17 protein-coding genes are annotated in these 19,540 nt (G+C 59.9%); 8 read left to right on the forward strand and 9 right to left on the reverse strand.

The genetic code is table 11. The annotated features are described in order from the left end of the window. Positions 1-5: 5 nt before the first annotated feature. Complete coding sequence (locus WNY61_RS06705) at positions 6-3,212, reverse strand: 4Fe-4S double cluster binding domain-containing protein (RefSeq protein ID WP_342850695.1); 3,207 nt, start codon at positions 3,210-3,212, stop codon at positions 6-8. Positions 3,213-3,334: 122 nt separating this feature from the next. Here WNY61_RS06705 and WNY61_RS06710 point away from each other — a divergent pair, with 122 nt between their 5' ends. The 4 genes from WNY61_RS06710 (at position 3,335) to WNY61_RS06725 (ending at position 7,437) form a co-directional block, all read left to right on the forward strand. Continuing rightward, on the forward strand, positions 3,335-4,354 hold the full coding sequence (locus tag WNY61_RS06710) for an ABC transporter substrate-binding protein (protein ID WP_342850696.1): 1,020 nt from the start codon (positions 3,335-3,337) through the stop codon (positions 4,352-4,354). Positions 4,355-4,529: 175 nt separating this feature from the next. Then, positions 4,530-5,789, forward strand: a complete 1,260-nt coding sequence (locus WNY61_RS06715; protein WP_342850698.1) for a cation:proton antiporter — start codon at positions 4,530-4,532, stop codon at positions 5,787-5,789. 81 nt (positions 5,790-5,870) lie between these two features. Then, positions 5,871-6,638 carry an ABC transporter ATP-binding protein gene (locus WNY61_RS06720; RefSeq protein ID WP_093928146.1) on the forward strand — a complete coding sequence of 256 codons (768 nt, stop codon included), beginning with the start codon at positions 5,871-5,873 and terminating at the stop codon, positions 6,636-6,638. Beyond that, the gene (locus tag WNY61_RS06725) at positions 6,631-7,437 is read left to right on the forward strand and encodes an ABC transporter permease (protein ID WP_342850700.1); all 807 of its coding nucleotides are present in this window, start codon (positions 6,631-6,633) and stop codon (positions 7,435-7,437) included. The genes WNY61_RS06720 and WNY61_RS06725 overlap by 8 nt, the downstream gene beginning before the upstream one ends. A gap of 238 nt (positions 7,438-7,675) precedes the next feature. On the opposite strand, the gene WNY61_RS06730 is transcribed toward WNY61_RS06725, so the two are convergent. From WNY61_RS06730 to WNY61_RS06755, 6 genes are all read right to left on the reverse strand, one after another. After that, a complete protein-coding gene (locus WNY61_RS06730) occupies positions 7,676-8,167 on the reverse strand; it encodes a copper chaperone PCu(A)C (RefSeq protein ID WP_342850701.1) in 492 nt (163 codons plus the stop codon). A 43-nt stretch (positions 8,168-8,210) separates the two neighbouring features. Then, positions 8,211-8,582, reverse strand: coding sequence for a hypothetical protein (locus tag WNY61_RS06735; RefSeq protein WP_342850702.1), 372 nt, complete (start codon positions 8,580-8,582; stop codon positions 8,211-8,213). A gap of 150 nt (positions 8,583-8,732) precedes the next feature. Further along, positions 8,733-9,503: an SDR family NAD(P)-dependent oxidoreductase gene (locus WNY61_RS06740; protein ID WP_342850703.1), complete on the reverse strand. Its 771-nt coding sequence runs from the start codon at positions 9,501-9,503 to the stop codon at positions 8,733-8,735. Further along, the gene (locus WNY61_RS06745; RefSeq protein ID WP_342850704.1) at positions 9,500-10,429 is read right to left on the reverse strand and encodes an SDR family oxidoreductase; all 930 of its coding nucleotides are present in this window, start codon (positions 10,427-10,429) and stop codon (positions 9,500-9,502) included. The genes WNY61_RS06740 and WNY61_RS06745 overlap by 4 nt, the downstream gene beginning before the upstream one ends. Continuing rightward, entirely contained in the window at positions 10,426-11,322 is an 897-nt protein-coding gene (locus WNY61_RS06750; protein WP_342850705.1) for a bile acid:sodium symporter family protein, read from the reverse strand. Before WNY61_RS06750 ends, WNY61_RS06745 begins: the two co-directional genes overlap by 4 nt. After that, positions 11,319-12,635, reverse strand: a complete 1,317-nt coding sequence (locus WNY61_RS06755) for an NAD(P)-binding domain-containing protein (protein ID WP_342850706.1) — start codon at positions 12,633-12,635, stop codon at positions 11,319-11,321. The genes WNY61_RS06750 and WNY61_RS06755 overlap by 4 nt, the downstream gene beginning before the upstream one ends. A gap of 103 nt (positions 12,636-12,738) precedes the next feature. On the opposite strand from WNY61_RS06755, the gene WNY61_RS06760 reads away from it, so the two are divergent. Beyond that, entirely contained in the window at positions 12,739-13,344 is a 606-nt protein-coding gene (locus WNY61_RS06760) for a TetR/AcrR family transcriptional regulator (RefSeq protein ID WP_342850707.1), read from the forward strand. A gap of 59 nt (positions 13,345-13,403) precedes the next feature. On the opposite strand, the gene WNY61_RS06765 is transcribed toward WNY61_RS06760, so the two are convergent. Both WNY61_RS06765 and WNY61_RS06770 read right to left on the reverse strand, forming a co-directional pair. Then, complete coding sequence (locus WNY61_RS06765; protein WP_342850708.1) at positions 13,404-15,221, reverse strand: sodium:proton antiporter; 1,818 nt, start codon at positions 15,219-15,221, stop codon at positions 13,404-13,406. Positions 15,222-15,697: 476 nt separating this feature from the next. Next, positions 15,698-16,633 carry a LysR substrate-binding domain-containing protein gene (locus WNY61_RS06770; protein WP_342850710.1) on the reverse strand — a complete coding sequence of 312 codons (936 nt, stop codon included), beginning with the start codon at positions 16,631-16,633 and terminating at the stop codon, positions 15,698-15,700. Between the two features lie 161 nt (positions 16,634-16,794). On the opposite strand from WNY61_RS06770, the gene WNY61_RS06775 reads away from it, so the two are divergent. From WNY61_RS06775 to WNY61_RS06785, 3 genes are read left to right on the forward strand one after another with little or no spacing between them, the layout of a single operon-like run. Next, positions 16,795-17,532 (forward strand): ABC transporter ATP-binding protein, encoded by a 738-nt coding sequence (locus WNY61_RS06775; RefSeq protein WP_342850711.1) that lies wholly within the window; start codon positions 16,795-16,797, stop codon positions 17,530-17,532. A 1-nt stretch (position 17,533) separates the two neighbouring features. Next, positions 17,534-18,235, forward strand: a complete 702-nt coding sequence (locus WNY61_RS06780; RefSeq protein WP_342850712.1) for an ABC transporter ATP-binding protein — start codon at positions 17,534-17,536, stop codon at positions 18,233-18,235. 29 nt (positions 18,236-18,264) lie between these two features. After that, a complete protein-coding gene (locus WNY61_RS06785) occupies positions 18,265-19,467 on the forward strand; it encodes an ABC transporter substrate-binding protein (RefSeq protein ID WP_342850713.1) in 1,203 nt (400 codons plus the stop codon). Positions 19,468-19,540: the final 73 nt, after the last annotated feature.

A 19,540-nucleotide genomic window follows, 5' to 3' on the forward strand; every position in this document is an offset into this window, starting at 1 on the left:
AGGGGTTAGAGATCGAGTTCCACCACTCCGCCGGGCTGGGCCGCGCGGGACTGGCAGAGGATGATCGCGCCTTCGCGCTGCTTGGCGGAAAGCACGAAGTCGCGGTGTTCGACTTCGCCGCCGCGCAGCCCGCATTTACAGACGCCGCAGATGCCATCGCTGCATTTCAGGTCCACTGGCACGCCTGCTGCGATGAGGGCGTCGGCGGCGGTCTCGTCCTTCGAGACGTGAATTTCGCGGCCCGAGGTGAGTTTCAGCGTGAAGGGGTGGTTCACATAGTCCGGCACCTCGGGGGTCGAGAAATACTCCAGATGCCGGGCGTCTTCGGGGATGCCCGCAACCTCGGCGGCGGCCATGACCGCTTGCATGTATGCATCCGCCCCGCAGGTATAGACATGAGCGCCCGGTACTGCGCGTTGCATGATTGCAGATAGGTCGGCGCGGGTGTTCTCAGATGAGATATGCAGATGCACCCGGTCGGCCCAAGGCGCTTGCGCGAGTTCCTCAGCAAAGGCAGCGGCTTCGCGGGTAGAGGCGGAATAATGCAGGTCAAAGGGCCGCCCAAGGGCGTGCAGACGATAGGCAAAGGCGATCATCGGCGTGATGCCGATGCCGCCGCCCATGAGCAGGGAATGGGGCGCACCTTCGACCAGTTCAAAGTGGTTCACCGGCTTGCCGACAAAAATGCGCCGCCCTTTGCTAAAAACCCGGTGCAGCAGCGCCGAGCCGCCCCGGCCCGCGTCCTCGCGCAATACCGCGATGCGGTAGCGTTTGCGGTCGGACGGGTCGCCCAGCAGCGAATAGGGGCGCAGGAATTCCGGCGCGACGACCAGATCAAGATGCGCGCCAGCGGACCATGCGGGCAGGTCATGGCCCTCGGGGTGGGCGATGTCATAAAGCGCCGTGGTGGCGTTCAGGCGGGTGACTTCGGTGATGCGCAGGTCGAGGACCGGGGTGTCGCTGCCGCCTTTATAAAGATGCAGATGGTCGGTGTCGCCCGCTGCTGTCTTGCGGCGGTGTGCGTCGGCGCTGATCAGTGCGGCATGGGCCTTGATCCCAGCCTCGCGGTTCATCGGGTCAGGATAGGGCCAAGGGTGCGGGGCCAGCGGAGCGGGGTAGACGGCGAGGGTCTGGTCTTCGAATTTGAGGTCGAGATCGGGTTGCAGGTCACGGGCGTTCACCGGCTGGGCAGGCGTGTCGAACTGGCCCGTGGGTTTGCGCTCGATGTCCCACCACCACTTTTTGACCGGGTTCAGACGGCCCTTGCCGACCTTGTCGTCCAGCTTGGCCAGCAGAGGTGCGGCGGCGGGGACGTTGGAGGCGGCCCAACGGAAAGGCGCTTCGGCGAACAGCCCCTCAAGGTTCCACGGGCAGGTCTTCATGCAACGCCCACACATCGCACCACCTTGGTTGGTGATCCGGTAGGTGGCGCATTTTTGGCTGTCGGATTTCCAGATTTCATAGCCGTTGAACATGCGTTTCGGCCCGGCGGTGATCGCCCCCGAGGGGCATTCGCGGGCGCATTTGTTGCAGGCTTCGCAGAACCTTTGCAGGCCGAAGTCGATGGGCTTGTCGTGGGCTACCGGCAGGGTGGTCGTGACCACGCCGGATTTCAGGCGCGGGCCGAGGAAGGGGTTCAGAATTACCTCACCAATCCGCGACACTTCGCCCAATCCCGCCAGCAACAGCAGCGGCGGTTGCAGCACATCGCCATCCATCACCGTATGCGCTTTGGCGGAATGGCCGAGGTTGCGCAGGTGCTGGGCCATCACGCCACCCAGCATCGAAAACCTTAGATAGGCCCGCATAGATTGCGAGACGGCGATCCAATCGTCGCCCGAAGACCCCTCCATCGTGTCAAAGCCTTGGTCGATGATAAGGCTCAGCGCTTGGTCATGCGGCGGGGTGATCGGGGTGCCGGTGGCGTCATGGCTGTACCAAGTCCAATCAGGGCAGGCCGAGAGGCCGGCTGCATCGGCGCCGAGGAAATAGCTTGCCGCCTTGAGGTTCGCGGCATTGCGGGCGCTGTCCGTCATCGCGGGCGCGGCGTCGTTCACCGGGCCGTCTTGCAGCAGGATCAGCGCACCCAGCAAGCGGCGCTGCGCGGCGGAGGGGGCGGATTTCACCACATGGTGCCCGCCTTTCATGGCGTTTTGCACCTTCGGCCCCATATCGCCGAACTGCCCGCGTGCGAAAAGATCGCCACGTTTCGGCACGCGCGGGACGTTGGGCGCGTCGATATAGGTTGTCGGTTCGTCCACCCGTTTAAGCGTCTCGAAAGGGTGCGGGCCTTCGGCATAATCGCGCCGTGCATAAGGATCGACATCGCGGGCGCTGACGCCGCCGTGGGTGCCAAGAAGCCAGTGCGGGCCTTTCAGCACCGACCACGGCTGCTCGGCGAGCGGACGCAGCGGCATATCAGGCGCAAGCACCATGTCGGTGGTAACAACCGCCAGCCCGAAACGCGCGCCGATCCACGGGGCATGCAATGTGTTGTCTTCCCAAACCGCCAGCCCCGCCGCCACGGCCAATTGGCCGAGGTTCACATCGGCGGTGGTGCCTGAATGCACCTTGGCCGCGAAGCCCAACTGACGGATGTATTCGGCCAGCACCGTGGCATTCTCGGTGCCGCGTAGGCAGGCGCGCTCGGCTTGGGCGTCGATGATCCAATCGCTGCCTGGCTCACCCGCGTGCGGGTCACGGGGGTAGGCGGTGAGGATCACCAGCGCGTGGCTGTGACTGTCGATCGCGGTTTCGGGCGCGTCCACCGCATCGCGCAGGTTCGCCATGATGACATCGACCCCGGCGGCGAGCGTCTTGGTCTGGCGGTTGCGCAGACCTTCGGCCAATTGCGCGGTGCCTTCGCTGCGCCGGGGCGTGGCTAGATGCGCCTCTTGTGGCAGAGCGCAGACGCCCATCATCGAGGCATCGTTGTAATAACCGAAAGATTTGAGGTGGTTGGCGCGTTCCACCGGGCTTTCGGGGATCACCGCGCCCGCCTTGTTGACCGGCCCGTCGCGCAGCACGTCCATCATCGCTTGAAAAGGCGCCATGGCGTTGCAGATGCTTTGGGGCGTCTCGGGCCGTTCAAAACGCAGCACCGGCATGGGCGCGTCCGGCAGTTGGTCATGGGGTGCATGCAACCGGCGCAGCCGCTCCAATGGGAAGGGGCCGAAGTGCATGGGGCGGGACTTGGATGAAAAGAGCTTCATGGCAAATCGATGCCATGCTTTGAAATGAGATGCCAGTCCTGGTTGTGACCGCTGAGGGCGCTCTCGCTTGACTTTCGGCATAGCCGCCTACCATGCTGCGGCAAAATTGGAGGAGTGAGATTATGACCCTGTTCAACCGCCGTCAGGCCATCGCAACTTTGGGCGCCGCAACGGCCGTGGGGCTGGCGGCACCGGCGCTGGCGCAGAACCGCAAGATCACCGTGGGCGCGCTGCGTTTCACCAGCCACGCGGGCAGCTTTGTCGCTTTCGAGCGGGACTATTTCAAAGAGGCTGGGTTGGACGTTGAACTGCGCTTTTTCGAGGCCGCGCAGCCGATGGCCGTAGCGATTGCCAGCGGCGATGTGGATTATGCTGTAACCGCGATCTCGGGCGGTCTGGTGTCCTTAGCGCAAAAGGGCGCGGTCAAGGTTATCGGTGGCGCATTGCAAGAAGAGCAGGGCATCGACGGGCAGAAGTTCCTTGTCTCCGACGCCGCCTATCAGGCGGGGATCACCGAACCGGGCATGCTGGATGGCAAAAGCTTTGGCATGACGCAGGCCGGGTCGTCCTTCCATTATATGGGCGCCAAAATGGCTGAGGCCGAGGGGATCAGCCTCAAATTCAAGCCGCTGCAAAAAGTCGGCGCAGTCATTGGCGCGCTGAAGACGGGGCAGATCGATGCGTGGTCCATCGTGCCGCATATCGCCAAGCCGCTGGCAGGCTCAGGTGCCGTTCATATCATCGGCGATGTGGCGACCTATCTGCCGGATTATCAGGTCACCACGGTCTTTACCTCGACCAAGAATGCCAGTGACGAACAGGAAATGACCAAGAATTTCCTCGCCGGGTATTCTAAAGGTGTCGCCGATTATAACGCCGCGATGATCGCCAAGGACGGCGGAGATGCGGGCGTGGATGAGATGGTCGATCTGATCCATAAATATGTCTACACCGACCGCCCGCGCGACAAGGCAGCGCCGTCGATCATCAACGGCACCATGCGCCTGAACGAAGGTGCGATGCTCAATGTCGCTTCGGTGCGGGATCAGTTGGAGTGGTTTCAGTCCGAAGGGCTGGTCGATGCCGACATCACGTTGGAGACGCTGATCGACACCTCTTATGTCGAGACGATGGGCAGTTAAACGCTTCACCCGCGTGATATGATTGCTTTGGAAAGGCGCGTCCCCCACGGGCGCGCCTCTATCTTTTGCTCCCGCAGGTTGGGATTCCGGCAGGCATCACTGGCAATGCAGCCGCGCCAAGATACCTTTGGTGCTGATGCAGGGCCAAGCCCCTGACCATAAAAGGGGATGTGCAGTGAGCGACGGCAGTTTTTTCGCCCTGAACGGTTATCATTTCGCTTTGGGGGCCGTTGGGGCCGTGGTGATCCTTGCCCATTGGCTGCCCCGCTTTTTCAGTCGGCGAGAGCCTGCGGCATCGGGGCTTTTGATACTTTTAGGCATGGGCGTTTTTGCCCTTGTTCCCGGGATGCCGAGTTTCCCCGACCCGCGCGCCACCCCATTTCCATGGGAAATCGTTTCGGAGCTTTGCGTGATCGTCGCGCTCTTCGCGACGGGGCTGCGGATCGACAAGCTTTCCGATTGGTCCCGCTGGGGGCCGACTGCGCGGTTGTTGGCGCTGACCATGCCGCTGACGATCTTGTCGGTCGCCGTAATGGGCTGGGCCTTTGCCGGGATGACCGCAGCCGGGGCGATTTTGCTGGGCGCGGTGATGGCACCCACCGATCCGGTTTTGGCCGCCGACGTGCAGGTTGGCCCGCCGCAGGAAGGGGGCGAGCATCCTGTGCGCTTTGCCCTGACCACAGAGGCAGCGCTGAACGATGGTTTGGCCTTTCCCTTCGTCTACCTCGGGATTCTGGTCGCGGCCGAGGGCTTGGCCCCGGCGTCTTGGGGCATAGAGTGGCTGGCGCGTGACGTCTTTTGGCGCATTGCTGTCGGCACTGCCATGGGCGCGGCAGGCGGTTGGGCATTGGGGCAGGTGTTGTTCGTCGTGCCGCGCAAGGCGGTTCTGGCCGAGACCTCCTCCGGCGTGGTGGCCTTGGCGGGGGTGCTTTTATGCTATGGCACCACGGAATTGGTCGAAGGCTATGGTTTTATCGCCGTGGCGGTGGCCGGTTTGGTGATCCGGCGGGTTGAGGCGGACCACGAATTCCACCGCCGTTTGCATGACTTTACCGCCGCCGTTGAACACGCGCTGACAGCGCTGCTGCTGGTGGCGATTGGCGCGGTGCTGCCCGCCTTGCTAGCCGACCTGACCCTTGCCGGCGCGGTGATCGTGCTGGCGCTGATCTTTGTTGTCCGCCCATTGGCGGGGTGGCTGTCGCTTTTGGGCTCACCTCTTGAGCAGCGCCCCCGTTGGATCATAGCACTCTATGGCATACGCGGCATCGGCTCGATCTACTACCTTGCCTATGCCGCTGGAAAGGTTGAGTTTTTGAACGAGGAGCCCCTTTGGGCGATGGTTGGGTTTGCGATCCTTGTGTCGACCTTGGTGCATGGCTTTACCGCCGGGATTGCGGTCGATGGGCTGAGCGGCAAAGAAGGAGAGCAGCCTTAAGAGCGCCATTGGCGAAGGGCGGCTGCCCCTGCGCGCGGATCGCGCATTGCATGCACAGCGTTTTTGCCGGAAAAGGGCGGCATGGACCTCAAGCTTTCCTCCGTCAGCCATTACTATGGCGATACCCAAGTGCTGCGTGACATCACGCTCGACATTCCCTCTGGCCAGATCGTTTGCATCGTCGGCCCCTCGGGATGCGGCAAATCCACCCTGTTGCGCATGCTTGGCGGGTTGGAGCGGCCCAGCGAAGGCCGTGTGTTGCAAATGGGCGACGCGCCCGAGGGCTGTCTGAACCCGCTGACCTATATTTTTCAGGACTTCGCCCTGCTGCCGTGGCGCACGGTGCGCGGCAACGTCGCGCTGGTGCTTGAGGACCACGGGTTGGGCAAGGCGCAGCGTGAGGCGATCATCGCCGATGTGCTGGCGCGAACCAAGCTGACCGATTTCGCAGATGCGCTGCCCAAACAGCTTTCGGGCGGGATGAAGCAGCGCGTGGCGATTGCCCGTGCGCTGGCGGTCAACCCGGCGGTGATGCTGATGGATGAGCCGCTAAGCGCGCTCGACAGTCAGACCCGCGAATTGTTGATGGATGACCTCGTGGCACTCTGGACGCGGCAGCCGTTCACGGCGGTCTACGTGACCCACAACCTCGCCGAAGCGGTGCGGCTGGGGCATAAGATCGTCGTGCTCTCGCGCCGTCCGGGTGAGCTGCGCGAGGTGGTGGAGCTAGACATGCCCTTGGCCGAGCGCCGCCATGGCGATCCGGTGTTGGAGGCACAGCAACAGCACCTATGGGGGTTGATGCGCGATGAGGCTGCGGCGGCGGATGCGGAGTTGATCGATGGTTGAGATGACAGATGTGAATGCCCGCGAAGTCACTTTTCGCGGCGGTGGGTTTCAGCCCGGCACGCGGCGCGGCGTAGGGCTTGCGGTTTTTGTCGTGCTGATCCTGCTGGCGGAATGGGGCACGCGCAGCGGCTTTATCTCGGCCCTGACATTGCCCCGACCCAGCGATGTGCTGCTGACGTTTCAAGAGCTTTATCAGTCGGGAATGCTGTTCAAACATCTCGGCCCCTCGCTGTCTCGTTTGGCCATAGGCGCGCTAATTGGTGCTTCACTGGGGATCGGGATCGGCGTATTGATCGGGCTGTTTTCCTTGGCCCGCGCGGGACTGGTGCCCTTGGTGGCGGCAATCTTTCCCATTCCCAAGATCGCGCTGCTGCCGCTGTTTGTCATTTGGTTTGGCATTGATGAGATGAGCAAATATGCCCTCATCGCCTTTGGCACTTTCACGCCCACGGTGGTCGCCACCTATGCCGCGGTGGACAATGTGGACCGGGTGCTAATCCGTATGGGGCAAAGCTTTGGCCTCGGCTGGTGGTCGATCGTGTCGAAGATCGTGGTACCCGGTGCGATGCCGGGGATCCTTTCGGGGCTGCGGATTTCGCTGACGATTGCGATTATTCTACTGGTGGCCGCCGAAATGCTGGGCGCGGAATACGGGATCGGGGCGTATATTTTGCAGGCCGGGAGTCTGTATGATCTGGAGCGTTTGTTTGCGGGTGTGGTGATCCTGTCGCTGCTTGGTGTTGCTGTGTCTTCGGTGGTCGCGGCGATTGAGCGGCGGGTCTTGAGCTGGCGGGTCTAGCACGAGGGCCAGCGCCCGCCTGCAGAGACGCCAAACCGCCACGACCAGCGCAATTGGGCGCTCTATAAAAGCCAGAACAAACACGTGGGATCATGGTCAGTTCGCCTTGCTGGCGCTCTGGCATTCTGCCCCGCGCATGGGCCGCGAGCGCCACAGACAACAGCGCCACTGCCCGAGAGGCAGTGGCGCTGTAGCGGGCCGGTCCCCGCCTTGCGGCGCCTCATTGGGATCGACGGGCTTAGTGGTTCATCTCATGGTTTGAGTGTTCCATCTCATCCGCATTATGGCCCCGGCGGCTTTCAACGTTGAAGGTAACGTCGAGCGTGCCAGCCTTCTCAAAGGTTAGGGTCGCGAGGATTTTCTCACCGACCTCAAACGGATCACCGTCAAGGCGCATAAACATAATATGGAGCCCGCCGGGCGCTAGCGTAACCGTCTCGCCTGCGGGCAGTTCGATGCCCTTAACATGCGACATGCGCGCCACGCCCATGTCGTCGGTCGTGGTCTCATGGATCGACACTTCGTCAAAGCCTTCGGCGGTGATGCTGACCAGACGGTCAGCGGTGTCTCCGCCATTGGTAATCGTCAAGTAGCCGCCACCGACGCGGGCGGTTTTCGGGGTTTCAAATGCCATCGGGTGATCGACGACAATGTCCCCTGCGGTATATTCATGCGCGGCGGCTGGCAGCGCGAGAAGAGCAGCCAAAGCTGCGGTGTAGAAAGTTTTCATGTGAATTTCCAATGTCTGATTAAGTGCTTGTAAGGGCGACAAATCAGATCATCGGCGGACCCCGAAGGGGTGGGGGCGTTCCGGCAGGGCTGCGCGGAATCCAACGCGGGCGCACAGCCTGAGGCGCGGCAAAGCCTGCCTGCTCTGAGGGCAGCAAAACATCTGCCCGCGCGGGCAGCATCAACGCATTGACGATCCGGCAGGCTTCGCAATCCAATGCGGCATGGCTTTGACCGTCGAGCGGGCCATCGCAAAGGTCACTTAGCGTACCGCCAGCTTGGATAAAGGCGATGAATGCCGGGTCTTGCTGTGTCTGCGCGGTCGCGCGGTGCGCGAAAGGCAGGCTGGCAAGGGCCAGAACCAGCAATAGGGTCAAAGCAACCCACAGCGAAGATATGCGCGAAGCGGCGGTCATAGGGAGGTGATATCGCCATGGATGCTGCAACGCCAGTGCGCGCGGCGGTCTGCGACGTGATGTCATAGGGCGGGGCCATCGGGGGAAAGTGTTGGCTGAGATGGGTGCGCGGCTAAGAAAAGTTAGGGGGCGAAATCTACGACGAGCGCATCATTTTGTCGGCTCTCGGGCGTGCATATTGCGGCCCATGACCCACTCGTAAAGTGAGGGCGATAGGCGAACGAGCAATGCCGCCAAACGCGCGACGCGGCCCACCGGTATAAAAGCACGCCCCTTCAATGCCCCTTGCAGGATTATCTTGGCTGCATCCTCAGGGGTCATTTGATCCATGCTGTCCGCTGCAGCACCGGGGCGCATGATTGCGTCGTCGCCCCGTTCAGCCCGGCCCACATTTGTTGCGACAAAGCTTGGGGCTGCGATCAGACAGCGAACCCCGAACGCGCGCTCTTCGGACCGCAGGGTCGTGAAAAAGCCCTGTAACGCGTGTTTCGACGCGGCATAAGCGGTGCGGCCATAGAGCGGCGAAAAACCAGCAACAGATGAGATTGCCAGATGCGTGCCACGGCTTTGCCGGAGCGGGTGCAGAAAAGCGCGGGCCATCTCAACGGCGGCGAAATAGTTGATCTCGAACACCCGGCGGTGACTGTCTGCGGTCGTTTCCCCGAACGGGGCGATCTGCGTCACACCGGCGTTGTAGATCACCATGTCGATGGAGGGGCGCGTGGCAGTGATGTCTGCCGCCGCGGCGTGCAGCGCGCCAGTATCAGTAAGGTCCACTTTAATAGGCGTGCGGCGCGCCGTGGCCTGCAGGCCCGTGATGCTCACATCCATCAGCACACAATGCCAGCCCTCTGCCTCAAGCTCATCGGCCAAGGCCCGGCCCAATCCACCGTTTCCCCCTGAGATGACAGCGGTTTTCATAGCCCTGCTTCCCGCCGCCACAGGTCGAATACGTCGGCGGAACTCAGTTCAGGGGTATAGCCGAACACCTGTTTCAGCCGGTTGTTGTTGAGCACAGGGCGGTACTGCAAAAAGCGTACCTGCTCAGGCCCGTATTGTGACAGGCCCAAAGGCCTTGCCACCCCAAGGGCCGCCTTTAGCACCCAAGCCGGTAGGCGTAAGATGGGTTTGCCCAAGGTTGCGGCCAGCGCGTCGACCGAGAGCCAGCCATCCCCGGCCACGTTGTATATGCCAGTTGGTCCCTCTGTCGCCGCACGTTCGACAATCCGGGCAAGGTCTTGCGTCCAGATGAACACAAAGGGGCTGTCGCAGCCCTTGATCGCTAGCAGCCGCTTGCGGCGGAACAGGGATGTGATCTGATTGTCCGTCCCGGCACCGAGGACTGTGCCAACGCGCAAGACCACCTGTTCCAATTCGGGATGGCACGCGCGCGCTTGCGCCAACATCTCTTCGACCTGTCGCTTGTGGTCTGCATAGGCAAACTCTGGATTGCCGCGACAGGGTTGGTCTTCGGTCAGCGGGACGGGGTTGTCGGCATGATACCCATAGGCCGCGCCTGAACTGGTCACGACAAGGCGTTTGACTCCGTGCTTTAGGCAGGCGGCAAGCACATTACGCGTGCCCGTCACATCAACGGCGAATGCCTCCGCGGGGCTCATGCCCGGTGGCGGGGTCACGATGGACGCGAGATGCACCACGACTTCAGGGCGCTGCTGTCCGATAATCCGATCAGGATCATTCTCTGTCACGTCCATCCGCGCGAAGGGCAGGTGGTCGGGCAAGCCTCCGCGCGCGAGGTCTGTTACGATGATATCACCGCCCTGCAAGGCCTCTGCCAGCGCGCGGCCCACCATTCCCGCGCCGCCGGTGATCAACATCCGCGTCATGCCGATGCCTTGGTGCGGGACATAAAACTGGCAAGCACAAGGCCGGAAATCGCATGCCAGACGCCCCAGAATGCCGCGACGATGGCCATGCCGCCAAGTCCGCCAAAAAAGCCAAAGATAAGAACCAGCCCCAGACCTGAATTCTGAATGCCGGTTTCAATTGTGATTGCCCGGCGGTCAAACGGGGATAGGCCGAAGAGTGCCGCGGTCAGATTGCCGCCGGTCAGAGCCAAGGCATTGTGAACGACGACAAGCCCCGCGATGCTGCCAGCGTAGGCAAGGAACAATCCCCAGTTGGCCGCAAGCGCAAGACCGATAAAGGCGATGAAAATGCCCATCGACAGCCATTGCAGAGGCCGGCGTATTTTTGTCGCGATGTCCGGGCGGCGCGTGTTCAATGTCACACCAAGGATCAGCGGCAGGATCAGCATCAGGCTGATCGTTATTGCAATGCTAACCGGATCAATCGACGTCTCCCGCAGAATGGCTGCCGAAGGTGCGTAAAGGCTTCCCCAAAAGGCGATATTGATCGGTGTCATGATGATCGCGCCGACGGTGGCAAAAGCAGTCATCGACACCGAAAGCGCGGCATTTCCCCCCGCGCGGTGGGTGATGAAGTTTGAGATATTGCCTCCCGGACAGGCCCCTACAAGGATCAGACCCAAAGCGACAGAGGCCTGTGGTTGGGCCACTAACACCAGCAGGAAAGTCAGCACCGGCAGCACGATGAACTGTGCGCCTAGACCAACAATCAGCGGTTTGGGCGCGCGCGCCAAGACCTTGAAATCCCGCGGCTTGAGATCAATCGCGATAGAAAACATCACAATCGCGAGGATGGCGTTGAGCAGTGTCAGCGATCCGGCAGAGAAGTCGAGTACGGCCTCGTCAATCATGCCTGTCGCCCCCTGAGTTTGTCGATCCAACGGGTCACAGCTTTGCGGTAGGTTGCTTTGTCGACGTAATAGGCCATTCGGGGCAGGTCGATATAACTCATGCCCCCGGTTTCGCGCTCATAGCCCTGCGCTTTGGTCTGCTGCAGCTGGCGTGCATCTTCTGATCCCTCGCGCAGCCCCTTGATATAGCGCACGACCATCTCGGCCTGTTCATGCCGCCCTTGCCAGCCAAGGCCAGACGCCTCGACCATGCCCAGCACAAAAATGTCGTCGCGTTCAGGGTGCATGCAATTGAGGTAGAGATGCGGTGCGTTACCCTGCCAGTTGAGCAGCGTGTCTTCGATAAACGGGTAGTCGAGCTTGTAGCCTGTCGCGGCGAGGATCATATTGTAATCCGTCTGCGTCCCGTCTTTGAAATGCACGGTCTTGCCGTCAAACCGGTCAATGTCGGGGCGGATGCTTAGATCGCCGTGCCCTGCGTGATAAAGAACCAGTGAATTCACGACCGGGTGGCTTTCGTAAAGTTTGTAGTCAGGCTTTGGAAAGCCGTATTTTTGTGGATCACCCACAAACCACTTAAGGATCGTACCATCTACAATCCGCTTAAGCGTCATGGGCAGTTTGATCGCGCCGCCCATCGTATCCGCCGGTTTGCCAAAGACGTATTTCGGGACGAAATAGTACCCCCGCCGCATGGACAGGTCGCAAGACGCGCCGTGGTGGATCGCATCAACAGCAATATCGCAGCCGGAATTGCCCGCGCCGATGACCAGCACGCGTTTCCCAGAGAATTGGGTTGGGCGGCGGTAGTCGGAAGAATGGATCATCTCACCGGTAAAGGTGCCCTTAAAGGTCGGCATGTTGGGCTCAGCCAGGGTGCCGTTTGCGATCAGCAATCCAGCGAAGTCCTCGACGTGCTCTCCCGCATCGTTGCGCCATACAATCCGCCAGCCGTCATCAGGGCCGCCCAAAGGGGTGCAAGAAACCACCTCGGCGCCAAAGTGATAGTGCTTATTGAGGTCGAAATGGGCCGCGAAATCCTGAAAATACCGCCGCATCTCACGGTGGGAGGGGTATTCGGCCACGTCCTCTCGCATCGGGAAGTCCGCGAACTCTGTCATCTTCTTGGAAGAAATCAGATGCGCGGTCTCATACATGGTCGAGCGAGGGGCATCGATGTCCCACAGGCCGCCCACGTCCGAATTAAGCTCAAACCCCTGAAAAGGCACCGCATGTTCGACCAATAACTTTGCTGTGGCCAATCCCATCGGCCCCGCCCCGATTAGGGCAAGCCGTCCCTGCGCGTCTCCCATCGCGTCCTCCCTTGTTGTTGAGTAGCTTGAACAAACGTTCAATCTAAGGCAAGGTTTATTCATGACGGTATCGCAACCCCCTGAATCAAAACGAAAGAGAGCCTTGTCCGCGCGGGCGCTGGCGACGCGACTGCGCGTTTTCGACGCCGCCGAAAAGGTGTTTGCCAAGAAAGGATTCGACGGGGCCACAATCCGCGAAATAGCCACGGAAGCTGGTGAGCCTGTTGGAACGATTCACCACCATGGCGGCGGCAAAGCGCTCTTGTTTCAGCGAACCGTTGCGCGCCGGGCCGAAACCCTGTCGACCAAACGGCTCGAGGCGCTTGAGCGCGTCCTCTCCGAAGGCGACCCGTCCCTAGAATGCGTCCTCGGCGCTTTCATCCGACCGTTTTTTGACCTGTCTGCAAAAGACCCGCGCTGGCGCGATTATGCGCGGCTCGTGGCCTATGTGTCGGTCGATGTTCGTTGGGTGGATGTGTCTAAGGAGTGTTTCGACCCGGTGGTCGAGGTCTTCATCACCGCAATCAGTGAGCTGTTACCCGAGCGGTCGAGACAGCAAACTGTGGAAGGCTTTGTTTATTCGGTCTCGGCCATGCTCTCGCTGCTGACGTCGCAAAATCGGATGATTTCCTTGGGTGCGGCTAGCGGTGCAGAGAGCACGCAAGTTGACCATCTTGTCCGATTTTGCGCAGCCGGATTTCGCGGCTGAGAGCGCGTGGGCTTGGGTGAATAGAGCCGACTGATATTGCTCTCATAAAAAGCGCCGGGTCAGCTTTCACGTTGCACCGGTTTGGGTGGCGATAGCGATAGAAGCTCTACATCGGTGGAATTTCTCGGCGCGGAGTCCGGCCGCAAGAAACGTGGTTCGCCGCCCTTTTCAAGTTCGGCAATTGGGATCGCTTCGGGGTTCTTCACGCGCCATTGTTCTAGGGTGAACTCTTCCGATAATCCGGTCACACGAAATTCCCATCCGTCGGAAATAAGCGCATTGGCTTCAAAATAGGTCTTGTCCCCGCCAATCGCTTGACCGCCCAATGTGGCTGGCAAAGCGTGGCGCGCGCTGGACTCTCGAACACGTTTCAACTGAAAGACGTTCTCCCGACCGAATTCTGGTGCCAAATCAGTGGCGACGAGTGTGTTATAGGCGTCGTTGTCGGTGGCACAGATGATCTTGTCATAGGCCACCAGGTCGAGCCGTTCTTCGGCTTCTTTTGACAGAATATCGCCAAAGAACGTCTGCACTCCGGCATCTCGTGCACTGCGCAGATGGGCATGGTTTGGATCAGCAATGATCACCTGCAAATCCATTTTCTTGAGCGCTTCAGCCAAGGCGACAGACCAGCGAGATCCGCCCAAGATGATAACGCCCGGACTTGCGGACGCGGTAAGCCCAAGCAGCCGTGCCAAGGGTGTCAGTGTGAATCCGTGCAGAACGACCGTTGCCGCAACAAGCGCAAAGGCGAGGGGGGCAATGCTGGCAGCATCGGTGATCCCGATCTCAACCAGCCGCTCGCCGAACAGCCCCGCAACCGCAACCAACACCACGCCGCGGGGGCCGGTAAATGCAACCAAAAGGCGCTCGCGCCACGGCACGTCAGAAAAGGCTAAGGCGATAAGCACCGGCAAAGGCCGGGCAATCAAGATTACCGCAAGCACAAATAGAAGAGCGGTCATGTCCAACGACCGTAGCGCGGCCCAGCTCATATTGGCGGCGAGAAGGATGAAGACGCCCGAGACAAGAAGGACCGTCGCCTGTTCTTTGAAACGCCGCAACTCTGTATAGCTGGGCAAATGTGCATTGGCGATCCAAATGCCCATAATCGTGACCGCAAGCAAACCAGATTCGTGCAACACGAAGTCCGCCAGGGCAAAGACCGCGAGCAGGACGACGAAAAGCACCGGAACCTTCATATATTCAGGCACATAGGCCAGACGGAAGGCGCGGGCGATGCCCCAGCCGCCCGCAATGCCAAGCAGCGTTGCCACAGCAATGCCAATGGCCAATTCCTGTGCCGCCCCGCCAGCGGAACTGGCGGTTTCAAGCACCATCACCACTTGGAACGCCAGCACGGCCGCTAATGCGCCAACCGGATCGTTGACGATAGCCTCCCATTGCAGCAGGGCAGCGGGGCGTTTTTGTAATTTGGCTTGCCGCAACAAAGGCGCGATGACCGTTGGGCCCGTGACAATCATGATCCCGCCAAACACCGCCGACGTGGCCCAACTTAACCCGGCGACGAAATGCAGCGTCAAGGCGGAGGCGAGCCAGCCAAGCGGCGCTCCTAAAACCACCAGCCGTTTGACGCCGGTCGCAGCGTCGCGCAGCGTGTGAAAATTCAGGGTAATCCCGCCTTCGAAAAGGATGATGGCCACCGCAATGGCAATTACCGGCCCCAACATATCCCCGAATTGTTCTGCCGGGTTGAGAATGCCCAACACCGGGCCAACAATCAGCCCGGCAAGCAGCATCAGCACAATCGATGGCATCCGCAGACGCCACGCCAACCATTGGCTCCCCACACCCAGAGCGCCCACAAGAGCAAATGCCAAGACGGGGGCCAGCCCTGCTGTTTCTGCTAGTGCCATATAGTCTTCACCGTTCTTTTCTAAGCGCTACGCTACTCGGTCGCGCGGATGCCCGCTACCCTCTTAGGGGAACGCTCTGCGATTGCTATGGTCAGTATCTGTTCAATCTTTGGTTGCAATGAACGCAGTTGAGCAGGCAGTGCAGAAGGTAAGCTGATCATCCAATAGTCAACCAAATCTGTGTAAAGATCGAGTACGGGAACCCCGAGATCGGCGCAGTACGGTGTGATCCGAGCGACTTAAGATACGCCAACATGTCGGCGGCACGGTCTCGGCTGATCCAGAAACCCCGGGCAATCTGGCACCTATTTAACCCAACCTCAAAGTGCGCGCGCCCAATCTTCAAATACAATTTCACCCTCGCCGGGATATTGCGTGTCGAGGGTCAGTGACAGAATGAATTTTCCCGAACCCTCCCAAAGCTAAAGGGCAAAAGTGGCTGACATTTATGCGGCCCTGGTCAAACATCTGCCGGCTTACGGCCTATCCTCTGGCGCTGTGGCATGGGGGTTTTCTGCCATCGATCCGCTCTGAAGGAGCCAATCACGAAACTGTCGTACAGCGTAAGATGTATCCTTCAACGGCGGCAAAATCAGGTGATATGCATATGAGGTGTCAAAGCTGCAGTTAAAAGGGCTGACCAACGCCCCGCTTTGCAACTCCTCTTGCACGACCCAAGATGCGAAGAGCGATATGCCCAATCCATTGATGGTCGAACTGAGCTGGAAGTGACGGTCTTCTAACATCATTTGCGGCTGGTTTCGCTCAAGCGTCACCTTGTTCAGGGCAAACCATTCCTCCCACATGCCGGTATCGTCGACATGCAGCAAGGTGCAGCGGGTTACGTCTGTTGGTGTCTTGACGGAATGGTTTTCAAGATATGCAGGGCTGCAAACCAGCGTCAATCTTTCTGGCCAAAGTCGATGAACCTCAAAACCTTTCCAACCGCCAGTCCCCCACTGAATTCCGACGTCTGCGAAATTTCCGGGGTCGGGCATGTAGGCGTAGTTGTTATTGTGGTTGTGCATCGACAGCCGCATATCAGGATACTGTTCAATCAGGCTCCCAAGTTGCGCCGAGAGCCATCGGCTGGAAAACATCGGCAGGAGTGCGATACGGATCGTCCCTGCTTGTGTCTGTACGCGGTCTATCCCAATCTGAATCATCTCCAACCCTTTCGCGACGTGCCGCGCAAGATCAATGCCCTCTTCGGTAAGAGACAGTCCTTGCTTGCTACGGTGAAAAAGTTGGTAGCCGAGGTCAGATTCCAATTTTTTGATATGATAGCTTACAGAGCTTTGGCTGATGTTCAAAAGCTGGGCCGCGCGGGTGACGTTCCCCGTCTCGGCGGCAAGGCTAAATACCTGAACTGATTTGATATTCCGGATCATTCTCATTGGGGGTGTTTCCAAGTCGCTGGTATTCTCGGTTCAGCTAATCATCTAATTTTTCGATAATAAAGAAAAATCTTTGAATTTGCCCTGAGCCGCGTCACCTCGCTACGCTCCTCAAACCGCAGGAGGAGCGGGGAGGGGAATTTACTATGGCGACACCTGTTTTAAGGGTCGAATCTTTGTGCAAGTCGTTTGGCGGCGTGCATGCGATCCGAGACCTGTCCTTTGATGTGAACGAGGCGCAGATCCTCGGCCTGATTGGGCCGAACGGCTCTGGAAAATCGACCACGGTCAACAGTCTGGCGGGGTTGTTTCCCATCACATCCGGCGCGATTACCTTGGGCGGCGCCAAGATCGACAATCTTCCGGAATATGATCGTGTGGCGCGTGGCCTGTCGCGGACTTTCCAGACGGCCAGTACCTTCACAGAATTCACCGTACGCGACCATGTTGTGCTGGGATGCAACGTGACCCGCACTTCACATCCGCTGTCGTCCGTATTTGGTATCGGCCGGAAGTCGAGCGAGGAAAAGGAACTGGCCAACCGCGTCGACCGAATTCTTGAGATCACCGACTTGACACCAGTACAGGATCATCGCGTCGGCACCATCAGTTCGGCGCAGCAACGGTTCTTGATGATCGCCACGGCGCTGGCCTCAAATCCCAAGGTGATCTTGCTGGATGAACCGGCAGCCGGGCTTGTCTCACACGAGCGCAAGACCCTAAGCGACCTGATCAAGAAGATCCGCGATCTGGGCACATCTGTGCTGGTGATTGAACACCACATGGCGCTGATCATGGAGGTCTGCGATCGGATCGTTGTGCTGAACTTTGGCCAGAAAATCGCCGAGGGCACGCCCGAGGAAATCCGCAACAATCCCGTCGTCATCGACGCATATCTCGGCGAGGCGGCCTGACATGTTGAACGTATCCAACCTCCACGTCAGCTACGGCGCGATCGAAGTCATCCACGGCATCGACTTGCAGGTGAACCAAGGCGAATGCGTGGCTCTGATCGGCGCGAATGGCGCGGGCAAGTCCTCCACACTCAAGGCGATCTGCGGGCTGGTTCCGGCCAAGGCGGGAACCATCGAGTTCGAGGGCCAAGATATCACCAATCAAAGCGGCCACTCCATCGTTAAGGCGGGGATCACCATGTGCCCCGAAGGGCGTCAGGTCTTTCCGCAGATGACAACGCTGCAGAACCTCAAGATGGGAGCCTATCCCCGCAAGGACGCGGAGCAGGCAGCCGATGTTGAAGAAATGATGGACATGTTTCCTATCCTGCGCGACCGCGCTGGCCAAGCGGCGGGCACGTTGTCGGGTGGGGAGCAAGAGATGTTGGCGATTGGCCGGGCGCTGATGGCGCGGCCCAAGCTGTGCATCTTTGATGAACCATCGTTGGGGCTTGCCCCGAAAATCGTCGCGGAGGTGGGGGAGACCATCGCGAGGGTCAAAGAGATGGGGAAAACCATCCTGTTGGTCGAACAGAATTCGGCCATGGCGCTGCGCCTTGCGGATCGGGCCTATCTTTTCGAAGCCGGAGAGATCGTGCTGAGCGGGACGGGCGCAGAGCTGCAATCACATCCAGATGTCGCAAAGGCGTATCTGGGCCACTGATACCAAACGTTTCTGGGAGGAGACAGAACATGAGACTGACAGCATTTACCGCTGCAATGGCCATGACGGCGGGTGCCGCATGGGCCGAAGAAAAGACACTGGACATCGGGGTCAGCGACGCGCTGACCGGGGGCGGGGCCGTTTACGGGCTGCCGCAGACCAATGCGGTGAAACTGGCCGCGAAAGAGATCAACGCCAGCGGCGGGATCAAGGTCGGCGAAGACAACTACATGCTCAACGTCATCGCCTATGACGACAAGGCCAACCCAACCGAGGCCTCTAATGCCGTGCGCAAGCTGATCGACCGAGACGGCGTTAAGTATATTCTTGGTTTCTGCTGCTCGGGAGCGACCGGGGCGGTGGCCTCTTTCATCGAATATGAAGATGCAGTGATGCTGGTGGGCAATGCGGCTGAGCGTTCGATCACGACCCGTGAAATCCCGAACCTCACACGCACGCGTCCGCCAGCAGATTATACTGGTGCGGCGGCTGGTACCTTTGTCGCCGAAAAGGGCCACAAACGCGTCGCCGTGTTGGGTGCGCTCGATGTAGGGTTCTACGCCAGCTACGTCGACGCCTTTGAAAAGGAACTGGAAAAAGCGGGCGGAGAGATCGTCAGCCGCGAGGCCTTTGGCCTGAAAGACCGCGATATGTCTCCGCAGTTGACCAAAATTCGCGGCCAAGAGCCTGACGCGATCCTCGTGGTCGGCTATGTGGAACCGGCGGCCTTTATCTATCGTCAGGCGGTCGAACTGGGCATCGACGTGCCGCGCTATGGCTTCACGTCCGGTAGTGAAGATCAGTTCACCCGCGTGGCCACTTCCGAGCAGATGGAAGGCGTCTGGGACCTGCGCCCGACCGAGCTGACGCTGCTCTCCGCATCCGAAAACGGGAAAGCTTACCACGCGAACTATACCGAGGAGTTCGGCATCGCGCCGTCGCCAAGCTCACCATACTCCTATGACCAGACCTATGCGCTGAAGGATGCCATTGAGGCCGCCGGCACCGTAGAGGACACCGAGGCCGTTGCCGAAGCGCTGCGCGAAATTGCGGTGCCGGATGAGGTTGTCATGCAATACCTGCCCGTCAATGACAAAATGTTCGATGAAAACGGGCAGGCCTATACTTCCAACGGCGCCTTTCAATGGCAGGGCGGCAACTGGGTCTTTGTGCAAGACCTGCCGTCTGACGCCGCCGCGTACTCGGCTTTCCTGAGCACGTTGGACGACTAATCCCTCCCCGGGCGGGGCGTGGGCAGGTTTCCTGCGCCCCATTCTTTTATCTCCTTTAATTCGCAGGGTGCGG

Source organism: Sulfitobacter sp. AS92 (assembly GCF_038900015.1).
GTDB lineage: Bacteria > Pseudomonadota > Alphaproteobacteria > Rhodobacterales > Rhodobacteraceae > Sulfitobacter.